Here is a 21786-nt window from a genome sequence, read left to right on the forward strand (position 1 = left end):
CCGCCGACGCCGAGCACGGAACGGCCCCAGACCTCCAGCCAGCGGTCGCCGATCTTCTTGTACGCCTGGGCGAACTTCCGGGCCTCGGTGCCCGCGCCCCAGCCCTGGAGCACCGATCTGTTGGCCGCGGCGTAGTTGAGGTGGCCCTTGGTCACGACCTCGTGGAGCCAGGCCTGCGCGGCCTTGAGGTCGTCGGCGTCGTGGCTCCACCGGTCCAGCTCGTCGATGAAGGTCTCGCGCGCCTCGCCGTCCCAGTCCAGGACGGCCTTGGAGACGCGCCCGTAGAGCACGTCCGGCTTCTCGTTCAGGGTGCGGAGGATCTCCTCCAGGTCGCCCGAAAGGCGCTGCAGAGCGGTGAAGTCGACGGTGATCCGGTCGTCGTCCGGCAGGCTGCTGATCCCCCGTGGTTCAGATCGCGTCGAGGCGGCTCTTCGGCCGGCCCTCGTCCTGTGCGGGCGCCGGGTCGGGCACGGTGAGGTCGCGGGCGGCGGCCGACACGTCCTCGCCGCGCTGCGTCTGCCGGAGCCGGGCCAGGAGGTCGAGCTCCTGCTGGGTGAAGCCGTCGCGGGAGGCGCGCGTGGCGGCCTCCAGGAGGACCAGCACCTGGCGGATGCGCACCGCGTCCTCGGCGACGCCGCGGTGCAGGGAGCGGTACGCGGTGGCGGTGGGTCCCTGCCAGCCCGCGGCGATCCTGTCGACGACCCCGTCCATGGCGCGGACCTGCTTCTCCAGGTGGCGCTGCATCCCGTCGAGGTCGTTCGCCAGCGTGGTGAGGTTGTCCTCCGACACGCCCAGATCGGCGTTCTGCGTCCCGGCCCCCGCCCGTCGCACTGTCCGCACGCGTGTTTCCGCGTACGGATGTTCACCCTGGTGAACGCCCGAGGGAGGCGGCGCAGGCGTCCCGGCGGTCATCGGCCTCGGCCGGGGCCGGCGGAACCGGGTAACGTCCTCGTCGTGTTCTCCAAGGCACCGGTCCGCGCGTGAGGGTGTGAGGGGCCCGGCCGACGCCCTTCGGCGTCGCCGCCCGCCCCCGCCGGTGGATCCGTGGACCACTCCGCTTCGCTCCACTTCGCCTCACTCACGACCGGGAGACCCCGTGACCGACAGCAAGAACATCAACAACCCCGTGGGCCAGGGCGGCGGCCAGCGCAAGAAGCTGTCCCGCGCCGAACGGCAGAACAACGGCCCGCACCGCAACCTCGACCGCCAGGGCGCCGCCGACCGCAAGGCGGAGCTGGTGCGCAAGATGCGCGAGAAGGTGGGCACGACCGAGAACACCGACGAGACGGACGACACCACCGCCCAGGCCTGACGCACCGCCGCCGCGGGGCGGCGAGGGCTCGTACGGATCGGAGGACTTCCTCGCGCGTCCGACCGCCGACCGCCTCTTCATCCGCCGCCGGGACCACACCGCCGGGACCGGTCGACCGCCGTGACGAGGGGGCGGGCAGAACGGACGGCGCCCGTACGACTCGGTGGGCAGCGCCCGGACGACGACGAAGCCCCAGGTCCCTGACCTGGGGCTTCGCGCAACAGCGGAGGACGGGGATCGGACCCGCGCCGCGAGTTCGGCGACGACCACCGCTCACCGTTCCGAAGGGCACGACCGGGGCGCCGCGCCCCGGTCGTCAGGAGCCGGGGGCCGGGTCCGCGTCCGAGGTCAGGACGGCGAGGATCTGGTCGGCCGAGACCGTGCCGTGCAGGGTGCACCGGACGTCCTCGATCACTCCGGCAAAGGGGGCGAGGACGCGGTTCTCCATCTTCATGGCCTCGACGACCATGAGCACGGCCCCCTTCTCGACCCGGTCGCCCACCGCGCAGGAGAGGGCCACCACCGTGCCCGGCATGGGTGAGCGCACGGTGTCGTCGGCGGCGTCGGCGTCGGTCTCGGTGTGGGTCCTGGTGGTCAGGGCCGTCCGGTGGCCGTCGAGGACCAGTTCGAAGCGGTCGGCGGTGCGGTGGCCGACCCAACCGCGGTCGGCCACCCTGCCCCGGAACAGTCCGTCGCGGTGGGAGACGGTGACGCGGAACGCGCGGTCGTGGACCAGGACCTCCACCGCGCCGCCGCGGGCTCCCGTCAGACGGGCCTCCAGTTCCTGGCCGCCGTCGCGCAGGACGAGGCGGCCGAGGGGCGCGTCGGGGTCCAGGGACCGGCGGTCGAGGGGCCCGACGGTGCCGGCCCAGGGCGAGGCGGACGGGTCGCCGGGAGGCGGGACCTCCATGGCAGCCGCGCACGCGGCGGCCGCGGCGGACAGGGCGCGGGGCGGATTCCCGGCGACGAAGGCGTCGACGAGGTGGGTGTCGAGGCGCCCCGCGACGACCCGGGGGTCACGGAGCAGGTCCGCGACGAAGCCGAGGTTGGTGGTCAGACCGACGACCGCGGTGGTGCGCGCCGCGTCGGCCAGACGGCGCAGGGCGGACGCCCGGTCCGGACCCCGGGCGATCAGCTTGGCGATCATGGGGTCGTAGAAGGCCGGGACGTCCCCGTACGCGTCGAACGCGGCCTCCACGCGTACGTCGGGCACGTCGGCGGGCCACTCGACCACGTCCGCCCGTCCGGGCGCCGGCCGGAACCCGGCGTCCGGGTCCTCGGCGTAGACGCGGCACTCGACGGCGTGACCGGTGGCGGTGATCTCGTGCTGGGCGAGCGGGAGGCGCTCCCCGGCCGCCACGCGCAACTGCCATTCCACGAGGTCGACACCGGTGATCTCCTCGGTGACCGGATGCTCGACCTGGAGGCGCGTGTTGACCTCCAGGAAGTAGAACCGGTCGTCGGTGTCGAGGATGAACTCGAAGGTTCCGGCGTTGACGTACCCCAGGGCCTCGGCGCCCCGGACGGCCGCGTCGAGCAGCGCCGCGCGGACCTCGGGGCGCAGGCCGACGGCGGGCGCCTCCTCGACGATCTTCTGGTGGCGGCGCTGGAGCGAGCACTCGCGCTCGAAGAGGTGGACCAGCGCGCCGTGGGTGTCGCCGAACACCTGGACCTCGATGTGCCGGGGGCGGGGCACGTAGCGCTCGGCCAGGAGCCGCCCGTCGCCGAAGTTGCCCCGGCCCAGGCGCACGGCCTCGGCCACGGCGTCGGCCATGTCGGCCTCGGCCTCGACGACCCGCATGCCCTTGCCACCACCGCCGGCCACGGGCTTGAGGATCACCGGGTAGCCGATGCGGCGGGCGTCGGCGACCAGTCGGTCGACCGATTCGGTGGCGTCCTCGGAGCCGGGCAGGACGGGGACGCCCGCCTCGGCCATGAGGGCCCTGGCGGTCGCCTTGTCGCCCATGGCCGCGATCATCGCGGCGTCCGGGCCGACGAAGGCCAGACCGGCGTCGGCGACCGCCGAGGCGAACCGGTGGTTCTCGGAGAGGAAGCCGTAGCCCGGGTGGACGGCGTCGCAGCCCGTCCGGAGCGCCGCACCGACGATCGACTCGATGTGCAGGTAGCTGTCGGCGGCGGCCTCCGGGCCGATGCGCACGGACTCGACGGCACCCTCCAGGTGGGGCGCCGACCGGTCGGCGTCGGAGTACACGGCGACGTACTCGACGCCGAGGCGGCGGCAGGTGCGGGCGATGCGGCGGGCGATTTCGCCGCGGTTCGCGATCAAGAGGCGTTTGAGCATGTCTTCGTCACATCCTGAACACGCCGAAACGTGTCTCCTGCTGGGGGGCGTCCGCGGCGGTCGCCAGACAGAGCGTCAGCCACTCACGGGTGTCGGTCGGGTCCACCACGGCGTCCACCCACAACCTGGCGGCGTAGTACAGCGGATGGGACTGCCGTTCGTACGTCTCGATGATGGGGCGCCTGATCGACTCCTCTTCCTCGGCGGAGAGGGTCTTGCCCTCCTTGGCGAGCTGGTCGCCGCGGATCAGCGCCATCACCGTCGCGGTCTGCTCCGCGCCGACGGCGGTGGACTTGGCGTTCGGCCACATGGCCATCAGCCGGGGGCCCATGGACCTGCCGCACATCGCGAAGTTGCCCGCCCCGAAGCTGCCGCCGACCACCAGGCTGAACTTGGGCACCTTGGCGCACGAGACGGCGTTGACGAGCTTCGCGCCGTGCTTGGCGATGCCGTCGGCCTCGTACTCGGCGCCGACCATGAAGCCGTTGATGTTGTGCAGGAAGAGCAGCGGGATGTCGCGCTGGGCGCACAGTTCGATGAAGTTCGCGCCCTTCTGCGCGCTCTCCGGGAACAGCACGCCGTCGTTGATCACCACCCCGACCGGGTAGCCGCCGATGTGGCCGGTGCCGCAGACGAGGGTGGGGCCGTACCGGGCGCGGTACTCGGCGAACTCGCTGCCGTCGAGGAGCCGGGCGAGGATCTCGCGGGCCGGGATGTGCTCGCGCAGGTCGGCGCTCAGGATGCCGGGCAGCTCGGCCGGGTCGTACAGGGGCGGCCGGGGGGTCCGCGGCGGCGGCGACACCGGGCCGGGCCCGGTCCGCCGCACGATGTCCCGTACCAGCTCCAGGGCGTGTTCGTCGTTCTCGGCCAGGTGATCGGCGACGCCGGTGACCCGGGTGTGCAGGTCCGCGCCGCCGAGGGTCTCCGCGTCGACCACCTCACCGGTGGCCGCGCGGACCAACTGGGGACCGCCGAGGAAGATGGTGCCGTTGCCCCGGACGATGACCGCCTCGTCGCACATCGCGGGGATGTACGCGCCTCCGGCGGTGCACGAGCCCATGACGGCCGCGATCTGGGGCAGCCCGAGCGCCGAGAGCTCGGCGATGTTCCGGAAGACGCGCCCCAGGTGGTACTCGTCGGGGAACAGGTCCTCCTGGAGCGGGAGGTAGATGCCGCCCGAGTCCACCAGGTAGACGCAGGGCAGGCCGTTCTCGCGGGCGATCTTCTGGGCGCGCAGGTGCTTCTGCACCGTGAGCGGGAAGTACGTGCCGCCCTTCACGGTCGCGTCGTTGGCGAAGGCCATGACCGGCCGGCCGCCGACCACGCCGATCCCGGTGACCAGCGCGGCCGAGGGGACCGGCTCGTCGTAGACGTCGTGGCCGACCAACTGCCCGATCTCCATGAACGGGGTGCCGGGGTCGAGCAGGTGGAAGACGCGTCGGCGTGCGGTGAGTTTGCCGCGTTCGGCATGGCGGCGGTGGGCCCGGGCGTCCCCGCCGGCGACGGCGGCCGCCCGCGCTTCGGCGATGACCTGCCGCTTGTGCGCGAAGGCTTCGGCGTTGCGGTGGAACACCTCTGACGAGGTGTCGATGTGGGAGCGAAGTGTCGTCATGGTCTCTGGTCGGGTCAGCCTTCGGTGGGGGTGGCCGCCGTGCGCCGTGCGGGGGCGTCACGGCGTACGAGGAGGTAGGCCAGGGCGCTGAGCGCCGCGGCGACGCCCGCCCAGACGAGGTCGGCGTGCAGCAGGACCGCGAAGGTCGCCACGACGCCGGCGATGGACTGGGCGAGGAACCCGCACAGGGCGACGGCGTACGCGCCGTGGTCCTTCACGGCGCTCACCGCGACGGCCATGCTGCTGGGGAACAGCGCCGCCTGTCCGAAGGTGACGGCGCAGTACAGGGCGGTGAACACCACGAGCGCGGCCGTCAGCGGCACGGACGGCAGCAGCCAGAGGACGACCAGCAGGAGGCCGGCGCCGGTCATGATCAGGGCGCCGGTCCGCATGAGCCGGCCCGAACCGGCCGCGGCGACGCGCCGGTTCACCATGACCGCGCCCGCGAAGTACGCCAGCCCGAACAGCAGCCCCGTGTTGCCGTACGCGTCCACGCCCAGGCCGAAGTGGTCCTGGAAGACGAAGGGCGCGACCTCCTGGAGGAGGACGATCGTGGCGAAGCCGAGCCCGCCGGCGACGGTGGGCAGCAGGAAGGCCGGAACGGTCAGGATGCGCAGGTAGATCCGGATCATGTTCGTCTGCTCGGCGCGCCCCCGGCCGGGGTCCAGGGGCAGCGTCACCGCCCCGGCCGCACCGACGGCCCCGACCACGGCCAGCACGACGAAACCCGACTGCCAGTGGGCGTACCTGCCGATGAGGCCGCCGAGGAACTGGCCACCGCCGAGGGCGGTGACGAAGGCGATCGACAGCACCGAAAGCCGGCGGGCGAGCGCGTCGCCGCCGCCGAGGTCGCGTACGAAGATGCGGGCGATGATGGCCGCGCCGCCCGCGCCGATGCCCTGTGCGCAGCGCAGGACCAGCAGGGCCTCGGCGGAGGGGTTCACGGCCAGCAGGGCGCTGGAGACGACGAACAGCGCGAGGGCGGCGAGCAGCGAGGCGCGGCGCCCGTACCGGTCCGCCGCACGCCCCCACAGCACCACGGGCGCCGCGGCGCCGATGACGAAGAGGGACACGGACAGCGCGGCGAAGCTGCGGGAGACGCCCAGGTCGTGCTGGACCGCGGGCAGGGACGGCAGGTAGATGGTGGTGGCCATCTGCGCCATGAACACCAGCAGACAGCCGACGGCCATCGTGCGGCGCTCCGGCCCGCGGGCGGACGCGCCGGGCGGCACCTCGGCCGTCGGTGACGCGCCCGTGGACCGGTCCTCAGACATGCCGGTCCCGCAGTTCCCCGAGCTGCCGGCAGAAGTCCTCGATCTCGGCCGTGCTCATGTTCGCGCGGAGCATCAGCCGCAGGCCGGCCTTCCCGCGGGCGATGACGGGGAAGAAGATCGGGGAGGCGTAGTAGCCGCGCTCCAGCAGCGCCTGGGCCAGGTGGACGGTCGCGTCCTCGGAGCCGACGTCCACGAAGCGGATCGGCAGGCCGTCGCCGCTCAGCCCGGTCGGGAGCAGGCGGTCGAAGAGGTCGATGTTCTCCTGGAGCCGGCGCTGGAGCTCCGGGAGCTCGTCCGAGCGGTGCAGGTCGACCGAGGCCAGGACGGCGCCGAGGCCGGCGGTGTTGATCCGCTGCGACCACATCAGCGGGCCGCCGTTGCGCAGGGCGACGTCGCGCCGGTCCTGCGAGCCCTTGCGGCCGAGGAAGATCGCGCCGCCCGAGGCGCCGAAGCCCTTGTTGAGGGACGTGATGATCAGCGTCCGGTCGTTGATCCCGCCCATGGCCTCCAGGACCGCGCCCCGACCGCGCTCGCCGACGGTGGAGATGCCGTGGGCCTCGTCGAAGAACAGGAACAGGCCGTACTTCTCCTGGAGCCGCAGCAGTTCCCCGATCGGCGCCTTCCCGCCGGTGCTGTACACGCCGTCGGCGACGTACGCGACCAGGGGGTGCTTCTTGCAGAGGTCTTCGAGGGCCTCGATGTCGTCGTGCCGGATGGTGGTGAGGGGGGCCTCGTCGGCCACGTTCGCCTTCATCGCGTTGAGGCAGAAGTGCGCGTTCTTGTCGAAGACCATCAGCGGCGGTTCGCCGCCGGTGAGGAGCCCCGAGGCGAGCAGGGGCAGGCTCGCCCAGGCCGCCGCGGCGCAGGAGGCCACGGTCACGGCCTCCACGTCGAACAGCTCCGACAGGGCGTCCTCGGCGTCCTTCAGCGCGGCGAAACGTATCCGCATGCGGGACGTCGAGGTGTTGAGCGCGCCCTCCGCCAGCACGGCGTCGACCGCGCCCTGGACGATCTTCGGGTGGGTGTCCAGGCCGAGGTACGAGTACGAGGACATGTTGACGAACTCGTGCCCGTCGGTGAGCGACCGGTGGCGCCCCCCGCCCAGACCGGCCGCGACGATGTCGAACATGCCGGCCTTGGTGGTGGTCTCCCAGAAGTCGTGGCTGATCCGCGCCGACTTCTTGATGTTCATATACGCGTGCATGCGTATGCTCCTGAAATCCGTGAGCTGGACTGAGTGCTTTTCCGCGAGCTACGCGTACGCATAGAATCCGCGGCCCGTCTTCCTGCCGAGGAGTCCGGATTCCACCATGCGCGAGAGAAGTGACGGCGGAGCGTAGAGGGGCTCCTTGAATTCCTCGTACAGGGAATCGGCGGCCGCCGCGACGACGTCGAGGCCGATGAGGTCGCACAGCCGCAGGGGGCCCATGGGATGGGCGCAGCCGCGTTCCATTCCGCGGTCGACGTGCTCGACCGACGCGAAGCCCGACTCGACCATGCGGACGGCCGACAGCAGGTAGGGGACGAGCAGCGCGTTGACCACGAAACCGCTGCGGTCCCCGGCCGGGATCGGGTCCTTGCCGAGCGTCTCGGCGACGAAGGTCTCCGCGCGCCGGAGGACGCCCGGGTCGGTGAGCAGCGTCGGGACCAGTTCCACCAGGGGCAGCGAGACGACCGGGTTGAAGAAGTGGATCCCGATCACCCGGCCCGGGTGCGCCGTGGCACGGGCCAGCCGGGTGATGGTGATCGCCGAGGTCGTCGAGGCCAGGAGCGCGTCCGTGTCCACGACCTTGTCGAGCGTGGCGAACAGGTCGAGCTTGAGCTCCTCGTCCTCCGGGACGGCCTCGATCACGAGCTGGCGGTCGCTCAGGTCCCCCAGGTCGACGGTGACGGAGACCCTGGACAGCGCCGCGTCCCGTTCCGCCCCGGAGAGCCGGCCCTTGGCCACTCCCCGGTCCAGGGACGCCGCGAGGCGACGGGGTGCGGAGACCAGCGAGGACTCCCGGGACACCGCGAGCCGGACGTCCAGGCCGCGCAGGGCGCACAGCTCGACGATGCCTCCGCCCATCGTGCCCGAGCCGACCACGCCGACGCGCCGGACGGGGCGGGCGGTGGGCTCCGGTCGTACGGCGGCTTCGCGGGCGGTGTCCTCGATCGGGAGGGCGCCCCAGACGCCGTCTCCCAGGAATGACTTCTCGTTGTTCGTGAACACCCGCAACACCGATCTCCGGATTCTCTCTCCACGGGACGGCCTGAACACGTCCCGGAGAAATCGAGAAAACCCGCAAGTGGTTCCGGGTGTCAACGGATCCGAACCGGCAAAGATCTGCCGGTGCCGGAATCGGCGACCGGCAGATCTTTGCCGGTCGCCGGGTATTGATCCGCGGGGTTGCGGTGGTGTGTGATCAGTCGTCGGACGGGGACGACGCCGCGCTCCCGAGAACGACGAACCGCAGCCCCGGCTGTCCGGCGGGCAGCAGGACCTGCGTCACCACGTCGATGGTGCCGGGCGAGACGTGCGGAAGGCTCAGCCGGAAGCGGTGGCCGTCCCGGTTGCCGACGATGCACGTCCGCTCTTCCCACAGGCGCCGGCAGGTGGGGTCCTGGAGGACCTCCCGCAGCAGCGCCGAGAGTCCCGGCTCGTCCGGGCGCTCGGCCATGGCGAAACGGATCATGGCGAGGTAGATGTACGCGTGCCGGGGCCAGTCCACGAGCTGCTCACGGGCCTCCTGGGTGGTCAGCCCCCATCGGATGAGGTTGGCGTCCCGGGCGAGGACCCAGGGGAACCACTCGGCCATGGCGCTGTTGTACGTGACGATGTCCCAGCGGGTGTCGGTCACGTAGGCGGGGCGGGGCAACTGCCGGTCGACCTGCTGCTGGAGGGCGGGCAGACCGGCCGGGTCGCCGGCGTGCGGCCGGGGCGCGTACGGGGTGCCGCCGAAGGCGTGGAAGTGCAGCGCCGCGCGTTCGTCCACGTCGAGGCCGAGGACGTCCGCCAGGCGGGAGAGCACGCGGGGGTCGAGGCGCGGGGTCGTGCCGCGTTCCAGGTCGCGGTACCAGCGCACGCTCATGCCGATGTCGTCGGCCACCTCGCTCTGGGGCAGGGGGGCGCCGAGGCCGCGCCGCTGCCCGGCGCGGACGCGCCAGCTCCGCAGCAGGACCGCGAGCCCCGCCACGTCCGCCGGGGCCGGCCCACCGGGGCCCTGACCAGGAGTGAGTCCGGTACCGCGTTCCCGCCCAGCCATTCGACACTTCCCCCGTGCAGTCGTTCGAAGCAGTGATGTTACTGAAGGGTATGGGGCGTCGGGATCGGACGACACCACCGGTGAGCTGCGCTGTTCACCCCTCCTGACCCCCGCAGGGCACACCTCGTGACCGGCCGTCACGGCCGGGCCCGACCGCGACGGCCTTCCCCTCGTGCCCGGCACCGGGGACCACGGCGCCGCGGTGCGCCGGCACGCGGACCCCGTCCGGACCGAAGTCCGTCACCTTCCCCACGACCCGGCCCCCGGCGACCGCCCCGGTGCCCACGAGGAGGCCGCCGTCGACGAGAACCTCGACGCCGGGGCCGGCGCGGACGCGGGGCCTTCCGGGCCGGGCCCGGTGTCCAGGACCCCCAGGAGCGCTGGGGTGCCGGTGTCGCAGACCCGGGGCTCCGCGTGCCGACTCCTGCCCGGCGGTCCGGTGCGGCTGGACGGGTGGAGTTCGCCACCCGCCCCCGGCGCCGTACGCCCGGAGCGGCGCGGCGCCGGATTACATGGCCCTGCGCCTCGGCGCGGGGCGTGCCGGTGTCCCTCACGGCCCCGGATCCGACGACTGGAAGAGCACCATGGCAGAGCGTGCCCCCCGCAAGCACACCGGCCGCGGCCCCCTACGTCGCGGGCTCGCCACCGCCGCGCTCGCAGTCGGCCTGCTGGCGGCCTCGACGGCACCCGGATACGGAACCGGACCGGCCGGGCCGGAGTCCGGCCCGCAGTTCACGCCGTTGACGGCGGCGGTGATGACCGAACCGGCGCCGTTCACCGCCACGGACGGCAGGACGCACCTCTCGTACGAACTGCTCACCACGAGCGCCCTGCCCGGCAGCACGCGGGTGCGGCTCGACCGCGTCGAGGTCCGGGACGCCCGCACGCACCGGGTGGTGGGCTCGCTGAGCGGGCGGGCGCTGGCCGATGCCGCCAACCCGGTGGGCGACCCACTGCCGGGCGCGGACGGGTACGCCCCGGCGCCCCCGGCGCCGACGCCGACCGTCATCCCGGGCTCCCAGCAGTGGGTCATCTGGCTCGACCTGGTCCTCGACCGCGGCCAGCGGGTGCCCAAGGTCCTCGAACACCACCTCTCGGGCGCCGTCCTCGCCGCCTCCGGGCCCTCCGCGTTCGAGGAGACGGTCCAGGTCACCCCGACCGACCGCACCGAGCCGCTGAACCTGGACGCGCCGGTCCGCCCGGGCACCTGGTACTCCAGCGAGTCGTGCTGCGGCAACACCCACCACCGGCGCGGGCTCGCCCCGATCGACGGCCGCTTCGACGTGCCGCAGCGCTTCGCGATCGACTGGTACCGGGTCGGCGAGCGGGGTCGGACCTGGGAGGGCGACCCCGCCCGGCTCACCAGCTACCTGAGCTACCGGCAGCCGGTCGTCGCCGCGGCCGGCGGCAGGGTGGTGGAGGTCCGGGACGGGATCCCGGACAACGTGCCGCCCGTCGCACCGCCGATCCCGCCGATCGACGAGACCGTCGGCAACCACGTCACCGTGGAGGTCGCGCCGGGCCGCTACCTGCTCTACGCCCACCTGACGCCCGGCTCGCCCAGGGTCCGGGAAGGCGACCACGTCGAACCCGGCCGGGTCCTCGGCCTGATCGGCAACAGCGGCAACTCGACCACGCCGCACCTGCACTTCCAGGTGATGACCACGCCCGAGTTCTTCCCCACCGACAGCCCGCCGTTCACCTTCCGGGAGTTCCGCGTCGTCGGACGGGTCGAACCCCGCGTCTGGGACGACAACCTGGGCCTGCAACCGACCGGCGTCCTGCCGATCACGCCCTCCCCGTACGAGGGCACCCACCACGCCCGGTACCCGCTCGACCGCGAGGTACTGGAGTTCTGACCGCTTCTCGGCGGACGGACCCGCACGACGACGAAGCCCCGGGTCGCCGACCCGGGGCTTCGCACAAGAGCGGACGTCGGGAAAGGAAGGCCCCGTGGCCCACACGCCGGCCGCTCCCCACGACACCACTTCGGCCGTGTCCCCGCCCCGGTTCCTGCAACCGTGACCGTCGTCAACTGCCGTTGATCCACTGGATAGATGGAGATAGGGTCTACGGCGACATCGCGTGTCGGTCACCGGCTGGGTGAGGCATGGAGGTGTCGGGACATGCCCTCGGAGGCATTCCTTGTCAGTCGAGTTGAACCACACGATCGTCCACGCCCGGGACAACCGGGAGTCCGCCGAGTTCTTCGCGGACCTCCTCCCTCTCGAAATCACCGCCGAGTGGGGTCCGTTCATCGCGGTCGACCTGGCCAACGGCGTCACCCTGGACTTCGCCACCGTCCCCGCGGACAGCATCACCCCCCAGCACTACGCCTTCCTGATCTCCGAGGAGGAGTTCGACGCGGCGTACGCGCAGATCAGACGGCGCGGCATCGAGCACTACGCCGACCCCCGGCGGAAGCAGCCCGGCACGATCAACCACAACGACGGCGGCCGCGGCGTGTACTTCATGGACCCGACGGGCCACGCCATGGAACTCATCACCGTGCCGTACGGCGGCCGGCCCTCGTAACCCCACGCGCCGACGGATCCGAGTATGAAGAAGGCCCAGGTCACTGACCTGGGCCTTCGAACGAAGCGGGTCAGTCTTCGGGCGGCTCCTCCAGCGCTTCCCGTTCATGGAGGCGCTCGGCGATGTCGTCAGCCCATGCCTGTGGCCCACTGGCGGAGTTCGCTGATGCCCCGGCCGTCGAGTCCGTACGCGGCGAACTCGGTGTCGTCGATCCAGTCGGCTCCGGCGAGCCGGGACTGGAGATCCGTGAGGTCGAAGGTGTCGCGGGCGTGGCGGCGGCCGAGCTCCTCGAGCTCTGTGTGACTCCAGCGGCTGGTCGCGGCTCGGCGGTGCAGGTCCGTGAGGTTCACGCGGCCGCCTGGGTGCCGGAACCCAGCTCGTTGAAGGCGCTCTCCCGGACGTCGCGGATGTCCCGACTGATCAGCGTGCGCAGGATCGGCCACATGCCGATGAGCAGTTCCTTGTTCAGGTGGCGGACCAGGTCGTCGTGGTGTCCCTCGGCCAGGACGATTCGGTAGCAGCTCATCCGCGACCGGGGCTGGTCGAGATCGAACCGGGGCAGGCCTGACCACACGAGGTGCAGCGGCAGGTCGACGATGCCGTGCGTGGGGCCGTCGAGCTCCGAGAGCTCGAGGGGAAGCCGCTGGGCGAATCTGGCGCGGCGGACCTCGGAGACGCTGGGCGTGGCTGCCATGCCTTGATCATTCCGCAGTCGGTCCGAGCGGCCGGGCGGAACCCGCACAGTGACGCACGCGATGCGAACGCGTGATCCCCAGGGCTTGTGGATGCCGTGTGGCAGGGGCCGCGAAGAGCTGGGCTCGGGTGGTGCGGAGGTGGTGCGCTGCATCTGAGCCAGCCCGCGCAACGACGAAGCCCCAGGTACCTGACCTGGGGCTTCATGCAAGAGCGGATGACGGGAATCGAACCCGCGCTATAAGCTTGGGAAGCTCATGTTCTACCATTAAACTACATCCGCACAGCGGCCGGATGACCGGTGCCGCATCGTTGCACACTGTACCCCATGCGCCAGTTGAGGCGAAGTCGCCGCCCCCGTCGGGCGTGTGCGGAGTGCCGTCCCGGAGTGGGGGCCGCGGTCGCCTAAGGTGGCTGCTCGTCCACCGCATGTGTAGGGGAAGGGACTTGATGGGTTCCATGGAGCGCACCGTCGTCCGTTGTGCCGAGGGGCACGTGTTCAGTACCGCCTCGTTCCCGCTCCAGCAGCTCGGGGCCGGGCGGATCGGGCCCGGGCGGCTCATCCGGTGTCCGCGGTGTGCGCGGCTGCGGCACGCGGTGCCGGTGGAGCTCGAGCGGCGCTGAGCCGGGAGCGCCGGGGCGCGGGCCCCGCCGATTGGGGCAGGTCCGCGCCCCCTGCGTATCGTGGGGGCGTGCTTCTCTCAGACAAGGACATCCGGGCCGAGATCGATGCCGGGCGGGTGCGCATCGACCCGTACGACGAATCCATGGTGCAGCCCTCGAGCATCGACGTGAGGCTTGACCGCTTCTTCCGGGTGTTCGAGAACCACCGCTACCCGCACATCGACCCCGCCGTCGAGCAGCTCGACCTGACGCGCGAGGTCGAGCCGGAGGGCGACGAGGCGTTCATCCTCCACCCGGGTGAGTTCGTGCTCGCCTCCACCTACGAGGTCATCACCCTCCCGGACGACATCGCGTCCCGGTTGGAGGGGAAGAGCTCGCTCGGGCGGCTCGGGCTCGTGACGCACTCCACCGCCGGGTTCATCGACCCCGGGTTCTCCGGGCACGTCACCCTGGAGCTGTCGAACCTCGCCACCCTGCCGATCAAGCTCTGGCCGGGGATGAAGATCGGCCAGCTCTGCATGTTCCGGCTGAGCTCGCCCGCCGAGCACCCGTACGGGAGCGAGCGGTACGGCTCGCGGTACCAGGGGCAGCGGGGGCCGACGGCCTCCCGCTCGTACATGAACTTCCATCGGACCCAGGTGTGAGGCGGTCGCAGTCATGAGTGAAGTACGCGAGAACCTGACGTACGAGGGGTTCGGGCAGGCCGTCCGCGAGCTGGCGCAGACCATCGCCGACGACGGCTACGAGCCCGACGTCGTGCTCTCCATCGCCCGCGGCGGCGTCTTCGTCGCCGGCGGCCTGGCCTACGCCCTGGACTGCAAGAACATCCACCTCGTGAACGTGGAGTTCTACACCGGGGTCGGCACCACCCTGGAGATGCCGGTCATGCTGGCGCCCGTCCCCAACGCGATCGACTTCAGCGACAAGAAGGTGCTCATCGCCGACGACGTCGCGGACACCGGCAAGACCCTGAAGCTCGTCCACGACTTCTGCGTCGACCACGTCGCCGAGGTCCGCTCGGCCGTCGTCTACGAGAAGTCCCACTCCCTCGTGAAGTGCGAGTACGTGTGGAAGAAGACCGACGAGTGGATCAACTTCCCCTGGAGCGTCGAGCCGCCCGTCGTCCGTCGTGAGGGTCAGGTCCTCGACGCCTGAGTCCCCGCCCCAGGACGTGGGGAAGGCCCCCGCCGACACCCGGCGGGGGCCTTCCCCGTGTGCGTGCGCGTTCCTACAGCGTGCCCAGCTTGATCAGGCTCAGGAGCGCCACGAGCTGGATCGCCGACGCGCCCAGGGCCTTCGGCCACGGGAGGTCGTGGGAGCGGCTCACCATCACGGTGAAGAGGGCGCCCGCCGCCAGCCAGGTCAGCCAGCCGATGACCTGGACCAGGCCGTTCTCGCCGCCCAGGAAGAGGGCGAAGACCAGGCGGGGCGCGTCCGTGATCGACATGATCAGCATCGACAGGCCGACGGTCGGCTGCCAGGACCCGTCGCCGCCGAGCTGGCGGGCCAGGGTGTGGGTGACCGCGCCCAGGATCAGTCCGCCGACGACGAAGCCGAGGGCGGTCATCAGGACGTACGGGACCGCCGTCGACAGGGTCGCGTCGATCGCCTCTTCGCGGGCCGTGTCGAAGCCGAAGATCGCGAGCAGGCCGTAGAGGAAGGTGACGATCAGCGCCGGACCCCAGACGGCGTGGTCCCGCGTCCGCAGGAACGTGTCCGCGGGCCGCAGCACGATGCCGCTCAGGAGCGCCTTCCAGGGGAGCCGGGGGCCCATCGGGACGGGGGCCGCGCCGGCGTGGTGGTCCGTGGCCGGGCCGTACGGGTCGTCCACGCTGAACATCTGCGTGTGGCCCGGGTTGTTCGCCGTGACCGCGTGCGGGTGCTGCTGCTGCCCGTAGGGGTCGCCGAAGTACTCCGGCTCGCCGTAGGGCTGCTGCCCGGCCCCGTGACCGCCCTGATGGCCGCCCTGCTGCCCGCGTCCCTGCTGCCCGTGTCCGTGCTGCCCCTGCTGCCCGTACGGCGGCTGCCCCTGGCCCTGCTGGGGCCACTGCTGCCGTGCTCCTGGCGGCGGGGCCGCGTCGTACCCGTACGGCGCCTGCTGCGGTCGTCCTTGCGGGGGGCGGTTGTCCCGGCCGCGTCCGTTCCTGAATCCAGCCACGTCAATGAACGTACCCGCTTCCGCCGGTCGGGCGCTCCTTTGCGGCTGACCTGTGACATCCCCTAAGGGACGGTACGTACGGGAACGGCCGCCCCGCACAGGACGTGCGGGGCGGCCGTTCCTTCCGTACGCGGTGCCGTTACGCGGCGGGCTCCGGCTCCGGCGCGGTCTCCTCCGCCGGCTCCGGGTCGACCGGGGTCTTCACGGAGTCGAGGAGGAGCTGGGCCACGTCCACGACCGTGACGGACTCCTTGGCCTTGCCGTCGTTCTTCTTGCCGTTGACCGAGTCGGTCAGCATGACGAGGCAGAACGGGCAGGCGGTGGAGACGATGTCCGGGTTCAGGGACAGGGCCTCCTCGACGCGCTCGTTGTTGATGCGCTTGCCGATCCGCTCCTCCATCCACATCCGGGCGCCGCCGGCGCCGCAGCAGAAGCCGCGCTCCTTGTGGCGGTGCATCTCCTGCTGGCGCAGGCCGGGGACGGCGGACATGATCTCGCGCGGCGGCGTGTAGACCTTGTTGTGACGGCCCAGGTAGCAGGGGTCGTGGTAGGTGATGAGGCCCTCGACCGGGGTCACCGGGATCAGCTTGCCCTCGTCGATGAGGTGCTGGAGCAACTGGGTGTGGTGGATGACCTCGTAGTCGCCGCCGAGCTGCGGGTACTCGTTGGCGATGGTGTTGAAGCAGTGCGGGCAGGTCGAGACGATCTTCTTGGCCGACTTCGGCTTCTTGGTGGACTCGTCCACGCCCCCGTCCTCGTCGAGGGACTCGCCGAACGCCATGTTCAGCATCGCGACGTTCTCGGCGCCCAACTGCTGGAACAGCGGCTCGTTGCCCAGGCGGCGGGGGGAGTCACCGGTGCACTTCTCCTCGCCGCCCATGATCGCGAACTTGACGCCCGCGATGTGGAGGAGCTCGGCGAAGGCCTTGGTGGTCTTCTTGGCGCGGTCTTCCAGGGCGCCCGCGCAGCCGACCCAGTACAGGTAGTCGACCTCGGTGAGGTCCTCGACGTCCTTGCCGACGATCGGGACCTCGAAGTCGACCTCCTTGGTCCACTCGACGCGCTGCTTCTTCGCCAGGCCCCAGGGGTTGCCCTTCTTCTCCAGGTTCTTGAGCATCGTGCCCGCCTCGGACGGGAACGCGGACTCGATCATCACCTGGTAGCGGCGCATGTCGACGATGTGGTCGATGTGCTCGATGTCGACCGGGCACTGCTCGACGCAGGCGCCGCAGGTGGTGCAGGACCACAGGACGTCGGGGTCGATGACGCCGTTCTCCTCGGCGGTGCCGATGAGGGGGCGCTCGGCCTCGGCCAGGGCGGCGGCGGGGACGTCCTCGAGCTGTTCCTCGGTCGCCTTCTCGTCGCCCTCCATGGTCTTGCCGCCGCCCGCGAGCAGGTACGGCGCCTTGGCGTGCGCGTGGTCGCGCAGCGACATGATCAGGAGCTTGGGGGAGAGGGGCTTGCCGGTGTTCCAGGCGGGGCACTGCGACTGGCAGCGGCCGCACTCGGTGCAGGTGGAGAAGTCCAGGAGGCCCTTCCAGGAGAACTGCTCGACCTGGGAGACGCCGAAGACGGCGTCCTCGGCCGGGTCCTCCCAGTCGATCTCCTTGCCGCCGGTGGTCATCGGCTGGAGGGCGCCGAGCGCGGTGGAGCCGTCGGCCTTGCGCTTGAACCAGATGTTCGGGAAGCCGAGGAACCGGTGCCAGGCCACGCCCATGTTGGTGTTGAGCGAGACGACGATCATCCAGATGAACGACGTGCTGATCTTCACCATGGCGGTGAAGTAGATGAGGTTCTGGAGGACGACCGGGCTCAGGCCCTTGAAGGCCAGGACGAGCGGGTACGAGGCGAAGTACGCGGCCTCGTAGTGCTCGACGTGGTGGATCGCGCCCTCCAGGCCGCGCAGCACGTAGATCGCCAGGCCGATGGTGAGGATGACGTACTCGACGAAGTACGCCTGGCCCGCCTTGGAGCCGGCGAAGCGCGACTTGCGGCCCGCCCGGCCCGGGAGGCTGAGGAGGCGGATCACGATCAGGGCCGCGATGCCGAGGATCGTCATCACGCCGATGAACTCGATGTACAGCTCGAACGGCAGGAAGCCGCCGATCACCGGCAGCGTCCAGTCGGCCTGGAAGAGCTGGCCGAAGGCCTGCGCCAGGGTCGGCGGCAGGGTCAGGAAGCCGACCGCGACGAACCAGTGGGCGAAGCCGACGATGCCCCAGCGGTTCATGCGCGTGTGGCCGAGGAACTCCCTGACCAGGGTCACGCTGCGCTGGTACGGGTTGTCGGTCCGGGTCCCGGCCGGGACGGGCTGGCCGAGCTTGAAGTACCGGACGAACTGGCCGATGGCACGAGCCAGCAGGGCAACGCCGACCACGGTCAGCGTCAGCGACACAATGATCGCGGCGAGTTGCATGACGGGCTCCTCGAGCGGGCCCGCTCAGTGCCTGAGCTGAGCCTACTAAGCGGTAACTTATTTAGTCCGTGCTGAGATTACCCGTTCGGGGCCCGCTGATGCAGGGGACCCCGCGGTGATCTGTGTCGCTCAGGCAACCCTTGCCGGAGCGCGGATCGCCCTTGCCGGAGGCCGGGTGACCCCTGTCGGGGGCCGGGTGGCCCCTGCCGGAAGCCGGACGACAAGCCGGACGGCTCCCGCCGGAGCCCGGACGGCTCCCGCCGGAGTTCACGCGGTCCTCGCCGGACGGGTCGCCGCGCGACCTGCCGCACGGCGTCTGCGCACTGCTGGAAGCGTACGCGCCAGGACGAGCAGGTCCGTCCCCAGCCAGTGGTGGTCCACGTAGTGGAGGTCGAGCAGCTCCCGCTCCTCCCACGGCAGCTCCGAGCGCCCGCTGATCTGCCACGGTCCGGTGAGCCCCGGCCGTACGGAGAGCCGGCGGCGGCCCTCGCCCGCGCACTCCCGGTGGCCCGGGGTCAGCGGACACGGCCCGACCAGGGACATCCGGCCCGTCACGACGTGCAGCAGCAGGGGCAGCGCGGCCAGCGGGCTCCTGGTGCGGAAGGTCAGCATCGTGAAGGGCCGCCCCGTCAGGCCCGCCACCGTCCGGCGGCGCAGCACCCCGCGGCCGGGGGCCGCCGAGCCGAGCGCGACCGAGAGGGCGACGGCGGCGAACAGGGGGGACAGGACGGCGAGGAGGGCGAGCCCGCCCACGACGTCGAAGGCGCGCTTGGCCGCCGCGCCCCTGCCGGCCGCCGTGCTCCCGTGGACCGCCGCGCTCCCACCGACCGCCATTCCCCCACATCCTTCCGCGTGAGAATCATGGGATATTCGTGGAATATGCCCGCTTTGCCCGGGAAGGGGCACCCGGACTCTCTCACGGGTCGCCCTCCCGGGAAGGGGAATGACGCGCTCCTCCACCCCTCCGGAGCTGCCCCGTGAGCGGATGGCCGGACGAAGAGTTGAGTCGACTCGGCTCATGTCTGTTGACTCGGCACCCGAGGTCGTGCATCCTTGAGTCAGTACCACTCAAGTCAGGTAGCTGGAGGAATCGAAATGGCACGTGCGGTCGGCATCGACCTGGGCACGACTAACTCCGTCGTCAGCGTTCTGGAAGGCGGCGAGCCCACCGTCATCACCAACGCCGAGGGCGCCAGGACCACGCCGTCCGTCGTCGCCTTCGCGAAGAACGGCGAGGTGCTCGTCGGCGAGGTGGCCAAGCGCCAGGCCGTCACCAACGTCGACAGGACCATCCGGTCGGTCAAGCGCCACATGGGCACCGACTGGAAGATCGAGATCGACGGCAAGAACTTCAACCCGCAGCAGATGAGCGCCTTCATCCTGCAGAAGCTGAAGCGGGACGCCGAGGCCTACCTGGGCGAGAAGGTCGTCGACGCGGTCATCACCGTCCCGGCGTACTTCAACGACTCCGAGCGCCAGGCCACCAAGGAGGCCGGTGAGATCGCGGGCCTCAACGTCCTGCGCATCGTCAACGAGCCGACCGCGGCCGCCCTGGCCTACGGCCTGGACAAGGACGACCAGACGATCCTCGTCTTCGACCTCGGTGGCGGCACCTTCGACGTGTCCCTCCTGGAGATCGGCGACGGCGTCGTCGAGGTGAAGGCCACCAACGGCGACAACCACCTCGGTGGCGACGACTGGGACCAGCGCGTCGTCGACTACCTGGTGACGCAGTTCCAGAACGGTCACGGCGTGGACCTGGCCAAGGACAAGATGGCCCTCCAGCGTCTGCGCGAGGCGGCCGAGAAGGCGAAGATCGAGCTCTCGTCCTCGACCGAGACCACGATCAACCTGCCCTACATCACGGCCTCCGCCGAGGGCCCGCTGCACCTGGACGAGAAGCTCACGCGCGCCCAGTTCCAGCAGCTCACCTCCGACCTGCTCGAGCGCTGCAAGGTGCCGTTCCACAACGTCATCAAGGACGCGGGCATCCAGCTCTCCGAGATCGACCACGTCGTCCTCGTCGGCGGCTCGACCCGCATGCCGGCCGTCGCCGAGCTCGTCAAGGAGCTGACCGGCGGTCAGGACGCCAACAAGGGCGTCAACCCGGACGAGGTCGTCGCCATCGGCGCCGCCCTCCAGGCCGGTGTCCTCAAGGGCGAGGTCAAGGACGTCCTGCTCCTCGACGTGACCCCGCTGTCCCTCGGCATCGAGACCAAGGGCGGCATCATGACCAAGCTCATCGAGCGCAACACCACGATCCCGACCAAGCGGTCCGAGATCTTCACGACGGCCGAGGACAACCAGCCGTCCGTGCAGATCCAGGTCTACCAGGGCGAGCGCGAGATCGCGGCGTACAACAAGAAGCTCGGCATGTTCGAGCTGACCGGCCTCCCGCCGGCCCCGCGCGGCGTCCCGCAGATCGAGGTCGCCTTCGACATCGACGCCAACGGCATCATGCACGTGACCGCGAAGGACCTGGGCACGGGCAAGGAGCAGAAGATGACCGTCACCGGCGGCTCCTCGCTGCCGAAGGACGAGGTCGACCGGATGCGCCAGGAGGCCGAGCAGTACGCGGACGAGGACCACCGCCGCCGCGAGGCCGCCGAGTCCCGCAACCAGGGCGAGCAGCTCGTCTACCAGACGGAGAAGTTCCTCAAGGACAACGAGGACAAGGTTCCCGGCGACGTCAAGGACGAGGTCGAGGGCGCCCTCGCCGAGCTGAAGGAGAAGCTCAAGGGCGAGGACACCGCCGAGATCCGCACCGCCACCGAGAAGGTCGCGGCCGTCTCGCAGAAGCTCGGCCAGGCGCTGTACGCCGACGCCCAGGGCGCCCAGGCGGCCGGCGGCGACGCCGGTGCCGGCCAGGCCAAGGCCGACGACGACGTCGTCGACGCCGAGATCGTGGACGACGAGCCCAAGAAGGGCGGCCAGGCGTGACCGAGGAGACCCCGGGCTTCGAGGAGAAGCCCGACGTCCCCTCCGGCGCCACCCCTGACGACGCCGCCGAGGCCGTCGAGGACTCCGCCCAGGAGGACGCGACGGCCCCGGCCGGGGACGCAAGCAGCCAGAAGCCGGCCGGTGCCGCGGGCCTCACCGCCCAGTTGGACCAGGTGCGCTCCGCGCTCGACGAGCGCACCGCGGACCTCCAGCGGCTCCAGGCCGAGTACCAGAACTACCGCCGCCGCGTGGAGCGGGACCGGGTCACGGTCAAGGAGATCGCCGTCGCGAGCCTCCTGTCCGAGCTCCTGCCCGTGCTCGACGACGTCGGCCGGGCCCGGGACCACGGCGAGCTCGTGGGCGGGTTCAAGTCGGTGGCCGAATCGCTGGAGACCGTCGTCGCCAAGATGGGTCTGCAGCAGTTCGGCAAGGAGGGCGAGCCCTTCGACCCGACGATCCACGAGGCCCTGATGCACTCGTACGCGCCGGACGTCACCGAGACGACCTGCGTGGCGATCCTGCAGCCCGGGTACCGGATCGGCGAGCGGACCATCAGGCCCGCGCGCGTGGCCGTCGCCGAGCCCCAGCCGGGCGCGGCCCCGGCCAAGGACGAGAAGAAGTCGGCCGACGAGGAGAGCGGTGCCCCCGAGGAGGGGTGACGCAACGATCGTCCGG

General features: G+C 71.2%; 19 protein-coding genes, 1 tRNA gene and 1 pseudogene. 8 read left to right on the plus strand and 13 right to left on the minus strand.

The window, feature by feature from the left end:
* Positions 1-408 precede the first annotated feature (408 nt).
* On the minus strand, positions 409-840 hold the full coding sequence (locus ACFYNX_RS20485; RefSeq protein WP_388663043.1) for a WXG100 family type VII secretion target: 432 nt from the start codon (positions 838-840) through the stop codon (positions 409-411).
* Positions 841-1096: 256 nt separating this feature from the next.
* Between ACFYNX_RS20485 and ACFYNX_RS20490 the strand changes: the two genes are divergently transcribed.
* Entirely contained in the window at positions 1097-1312 is a 216-nt protein-coding gene (locus tag ACFYNX_RS20490; RefSeq protein ID WP_365539617.1) for a DUF6243 family protein, read from the plus strand.
* A gap of 316 nt (positions 1313-1628) precedes the next feature.
* On the opposite strand, the gene ACFYNX_RS20495 is transcribed toward ACFYNX_RS20490, so the two are convergent.
* From ACFYNX_RS20495 to ACFYNX_RS20520, 6 genes are all read right to left on the minus strand, one after another.
* Positions 1629-3614, minus strand: coding sequence for an acetyl/propionyl/methylcrotonyl-CoA carboxylase subunit alpha (locus tag ACFYNX_RS20495; RefSeq protein ID WP_388663045.1), 1986 nt, complete (start codon positions 3612-3614; stop codon positions 1629-1631).
* 7 nt (positions 3615-3621) lie between these two features.
* Positions 3622-5226, minus strand: coding sequence for a carboxyl transferase domain-containing protein (locus tag ACFYNX_RS20500; RefSeq protein ID WP_388663047.1), 1605 nt, complete (start codon positions 5224-5226; stop codon positions 3622-3624).
* 14 nt (positions 5227-5240) lie between these two features.
* Positions 5241-6500, minus strand: a complete 1260-nt coding sequence (locus ACFYNX_RS20505; protein WP_388663049.1) for an MFS transporter — start codon at positions 6498-6500, stop codon at positions 5241-5243.
* Positions 6493-7704 (minus strand): aminotransferase class I/II-fold pyridoxal phosphate-dependent enzyme, encoded by a 1212-nt coding sequence (locus ACFYNX_RS20510; protein WP_388663051.1) that lies wholly within the window; start codon positions 7702-7704, stop codon positions 6493-6495. The genes ACFYNX_RS20505 and ACFYNX_RS20510 overlap by 8 nt, the downstream gene beginning before the upstream one ends.
* A 48-nt stretch (positions 7705-7752) precedes the next feature.
* Positions 7753-8655, minus strand: a complete 903-nt coding sequence (locus ACFYNX_RS20515; RefSeq protein WP_388663421.1) for a 3-hydroxybutyryl-CoA dehydrogenase — start codon at positions 8653-8655, stop codon at positions 7753-7755.
* Between the two features lie 250 nt (positions 8656-8905).
* Positions 8906-9745, minus strand: coding sequence for a helix-turn-helix transcriptional regulator (locus tag ACFYNX_RS20520; protein WP_388663053.1), 840 nt, complete (start codon positions 9743-9745; stop codon positions 8906-8908).
* Positions 9746-10329: 584 nt separating this feature from the next.
* Here ACFYNX_RS20520 and ACFYNX_RS20525 point away from each other — a divergent pair.
* Both ACFYNX_RS20525 and ACFYNX_RS20530 read left to right on the plus strand, forming a co-directional pair.
* On the plus strand, positions 10330-11604 hold the full coding sequence (locus ACFYNX_RS20525) for a M23 family metallopeptidase (RefSeq protein ID WP_388663055.1): 1275 nt from the start codon (positions 10330-10332) through the stop codon (positions 11602-11604).
* A gap of 286 nt (positions 11605-11890) precedes the next feature.
* Positions 11891-12280, plus strand: a complete 390-nt coding sequence (locus ACFYNX_RS20530) for a VOC family protein (protein WP_388663057.1) — start codon at positions 11891-11893, stop codon at positions 12278-12280.
* Between the two features lie 70 nt (positions 12281-12350).
* Here the strand turns inward: ACFYNX_RS20530 and ACFYNX_RS20535 are convergent.
* The 3 genes and pseudogenes from ACFYNX_RS20535 to ACFYNX_RS20545 form a co-directional block, all read right to left on the minus strand.
* Positions 12351-12606 (minus strand): annotated as a pseudogene (locus tag ACFYNX_RS20535) (hypothetical protein); the annotation flags it as partial.
* A 20-nt stretch (positions 12607-12626) separates the two neighbouring features.
* Complete coding sequence (locus ACFYNX_RS20540) at positions 12627-12974, minus strand: transcriptional regulator (protein ID WP_388663059.1); 348 nt, start codon at positions 12972-12974, stop codon at positions 12627-12629.
* 211 nt (positions 12975-13185) lie between these two features.
* Positions 13186-13256: transfer RNA gene (locus ACFYNX_RS20545), tRNA-Gly, on the minus strand.
* Positions 13257-13423: 167 nt separating this feature from the next.
* On the opposite strand from ACFYNX_RS20545, the gene ACFYNX_RS20550 reads away from it, so the two are divergent.
* From ACFYNX_RS20550 to ACFYNX_RS20560, 3 genes are all read left to right on the plus strand, one after another.
* Entirely contained in the window at positions 13424-13597 is a 174-nt protein-coding gene (locus ACFYNX_RS20550) for a hypothetical protein (protein ID WP_388663061.1), read from the plus strand.
* Between the two features lie 68 nt (positions 13598-13665).
* Entirely contained in the window at positions 13666-14241 is a 576-nt protein-coding gene (dcd, locus tag ACFYNX_RS20555) for a dCTP deaminase (protein ID WP_137988410.1), read from the plus strand.
* A 13-nt stretch (positions 14242-14254) separates the two neighbouring features.
* The gene (locus ACFYNX_RS20560; protein ID WP_388663063.1) at positions 14255-14752 is read left to right on the plus strand and encodes a phosphoribosyltransferase; all 498 of its coding nucleotides are present in this window, start codon (positions 14255-14257) and stop codon (positions 14750-14752) included.
* 73 nt (positions 14753-14825) lie between these two features.
* Here ACFYNX_RS20560 and ACFYNX_RS20565 read toward each other — a convergent pair whose 3' ends face one another.
* The 3 genes from ACFYNX_RS20565 to ACFYNX_RS20575 all read right to left on the minus strand — a co-directional run bounded on the left by ACFYNX_RS20565 (position 14826) and on the right by ACFYNX_RS20575 (position 19005).
* Positions 14826-15755, minus strand: coding sequence for a Yip1 family protein (locus ACFYNX_RS20565; RefSeq protein WP_388663065.1), 930 nt, complete (start codon positions 15753-15755; stop codon positions 14826-14828).
* A gap of 139 nt (positions 15756-15894) precedes the next feature.
* Positions 15895-18171 carry a (Fe-S)-binding protein gene (locus ACFYNX_RS20570; RefSeq protein ID WP_388663067.1) on the minus strand — a complete coding sequence of 759 codons (2277 nt, stop codon included), beginning with the start codon at positions 18169-18171 and terminating at the stop codon, positions 15895-15897.
* Positions 18172-18438: 267 nt separating this feature from the next.
* Positions 18439-19005, minus strand: coding sequence for a sugar transferase (locus tag ACFYNX_RS20575; RefSeq protein WP_388663069.1), 567 nt, complete (start codon positions 19003-19005; stop codon positions 18439-18441).
* 261 nt (positions 19006-19266) lie between these two features.
* Here ACFYNX_RS20575 and dnaK point away from each other — a divergent pair, with 261 nt between their 5' ends.
* Both dnaK and grpE read left to right on the plus strand, forming a co-directional pair.
* Positions 19267-21111 carry a molecular chaperone DnaK gene (gene dnaK, locus ACFYNX_RS20580; RefSeq protein ID WP_125656176.1) on the plus strand — a complete coding sequence of 615 codons (1845 nt, stop codon included), beginning with the start codon at positions 19267-19269 and terminating at the stop codon, positions 21109-21111.
* Entirely contained in the window at positions 21108-21770 is a 663-nt protein-coding gene (grpE, locus tag ACFYNX_RS20585; RefSeq protein ID WP_125656173.1) for a nucleotide exchange factor GrpE, read from the plus strand. Before dnaK ends, grpE begins: the two co-directional genes overlap by 4 nt.
* The last annotated feature ends 16 nt before the right edge of the window (positions 21771-21786 follow it).

It is taken from the genome of Streptomyces sp. NPDC007872 (genome assembly GCF_042868165.1).
Taxonomy (GTDB): Bacteria; Actinomycetota; Actinomycetes; order Streptomycetales; family Streptomycetaceae; genus Streptomyces.

Coding starts and splice junctions, on each gene's coding strand:
- ACFYNX_RS20520 (WP_388663053.1), bottom strand. CDS start 9,745: ATGGCTGGGCGGGAACGCGGTACCGGACTCACTCCTGGTCAGGGCCCC.
- ACFYNX_RS20575 (WP_388663069.1), bottom strand. CDS start 19,005: ATGGCGGTCGGTGGGAGCGCGGCGGTCCACGGGAGCACGGCGGCCGGC.
- ACFYNX_RS20510 (WP_388663051.1), bottom strand. CDS start 7,704: ATGCACGCGTATATGAACATCAAGAAGTCGGCGCGGATCAGCCACGAC.
- ACFYNX_RS20560 (WP_388663063.1), top strand. CDS start 14,255: ATGAGTGAAGTACGCGAGAACCTGACGTACGAGGGGTTCGGGCAGGCC.
- ACFYNX_RS20495 (WP_388663045.1), bottom strand. CDS start 3,614: ATGCTCAAACGCCTCTTGATCGCGAACCGCGGCGAAATCGCCCGCCGC.
- dnaK (WP_125656176.1), top strand. CDS start 19,267: ATGGCACGTGCGGTCGGCATCGACCTGGGCACGACTAACTCCGTCGTC.
- ACFYNX_RS20500 (WP_388663047.1), bottom strand. CDS start 5,226: ATGACGACACTTCGCTCCCACATCGACACCTCGTCAGAGGTGTTCCAC.
- ACFYNX_RS20540 (WP_388663059.1), bottom strand. CDS start 12,974: ATGGCAGCCACGCCCAGCGTCTCCGAGGTCCGCCGCGCCAGATTCGCC.
- ACFYNX_RS20505 (WP_388663049.1), bottom strand. CDS start 6,500: ATGTCTGAGGACCGGTCCACGGGCGCGTCACCGACGGCCGAGGTGCCG.
- ACFYNX_RS20550 (WP_388663061.1), top strand. CDS start 13,424: ATGGGTTCCATGGAGCGCACCGTCGTCCGTTGTGCCGAGGGGCACGTG.
- ACFYNX_RS20570 (WP_388663067.1), bottom strand. CDS start 18,171: ATGCAACTCGCCGCGATCATTGTGTCGCTGACGCTGACCGTGGTCGGC.
- ACFYNX_RS20525 (WP_388663055.1), top strand. CDS start 10,330: ATGGCAGAGCGTGCCCCCCGCAAGCACACCGGCCGCGGCCCCCTACGT.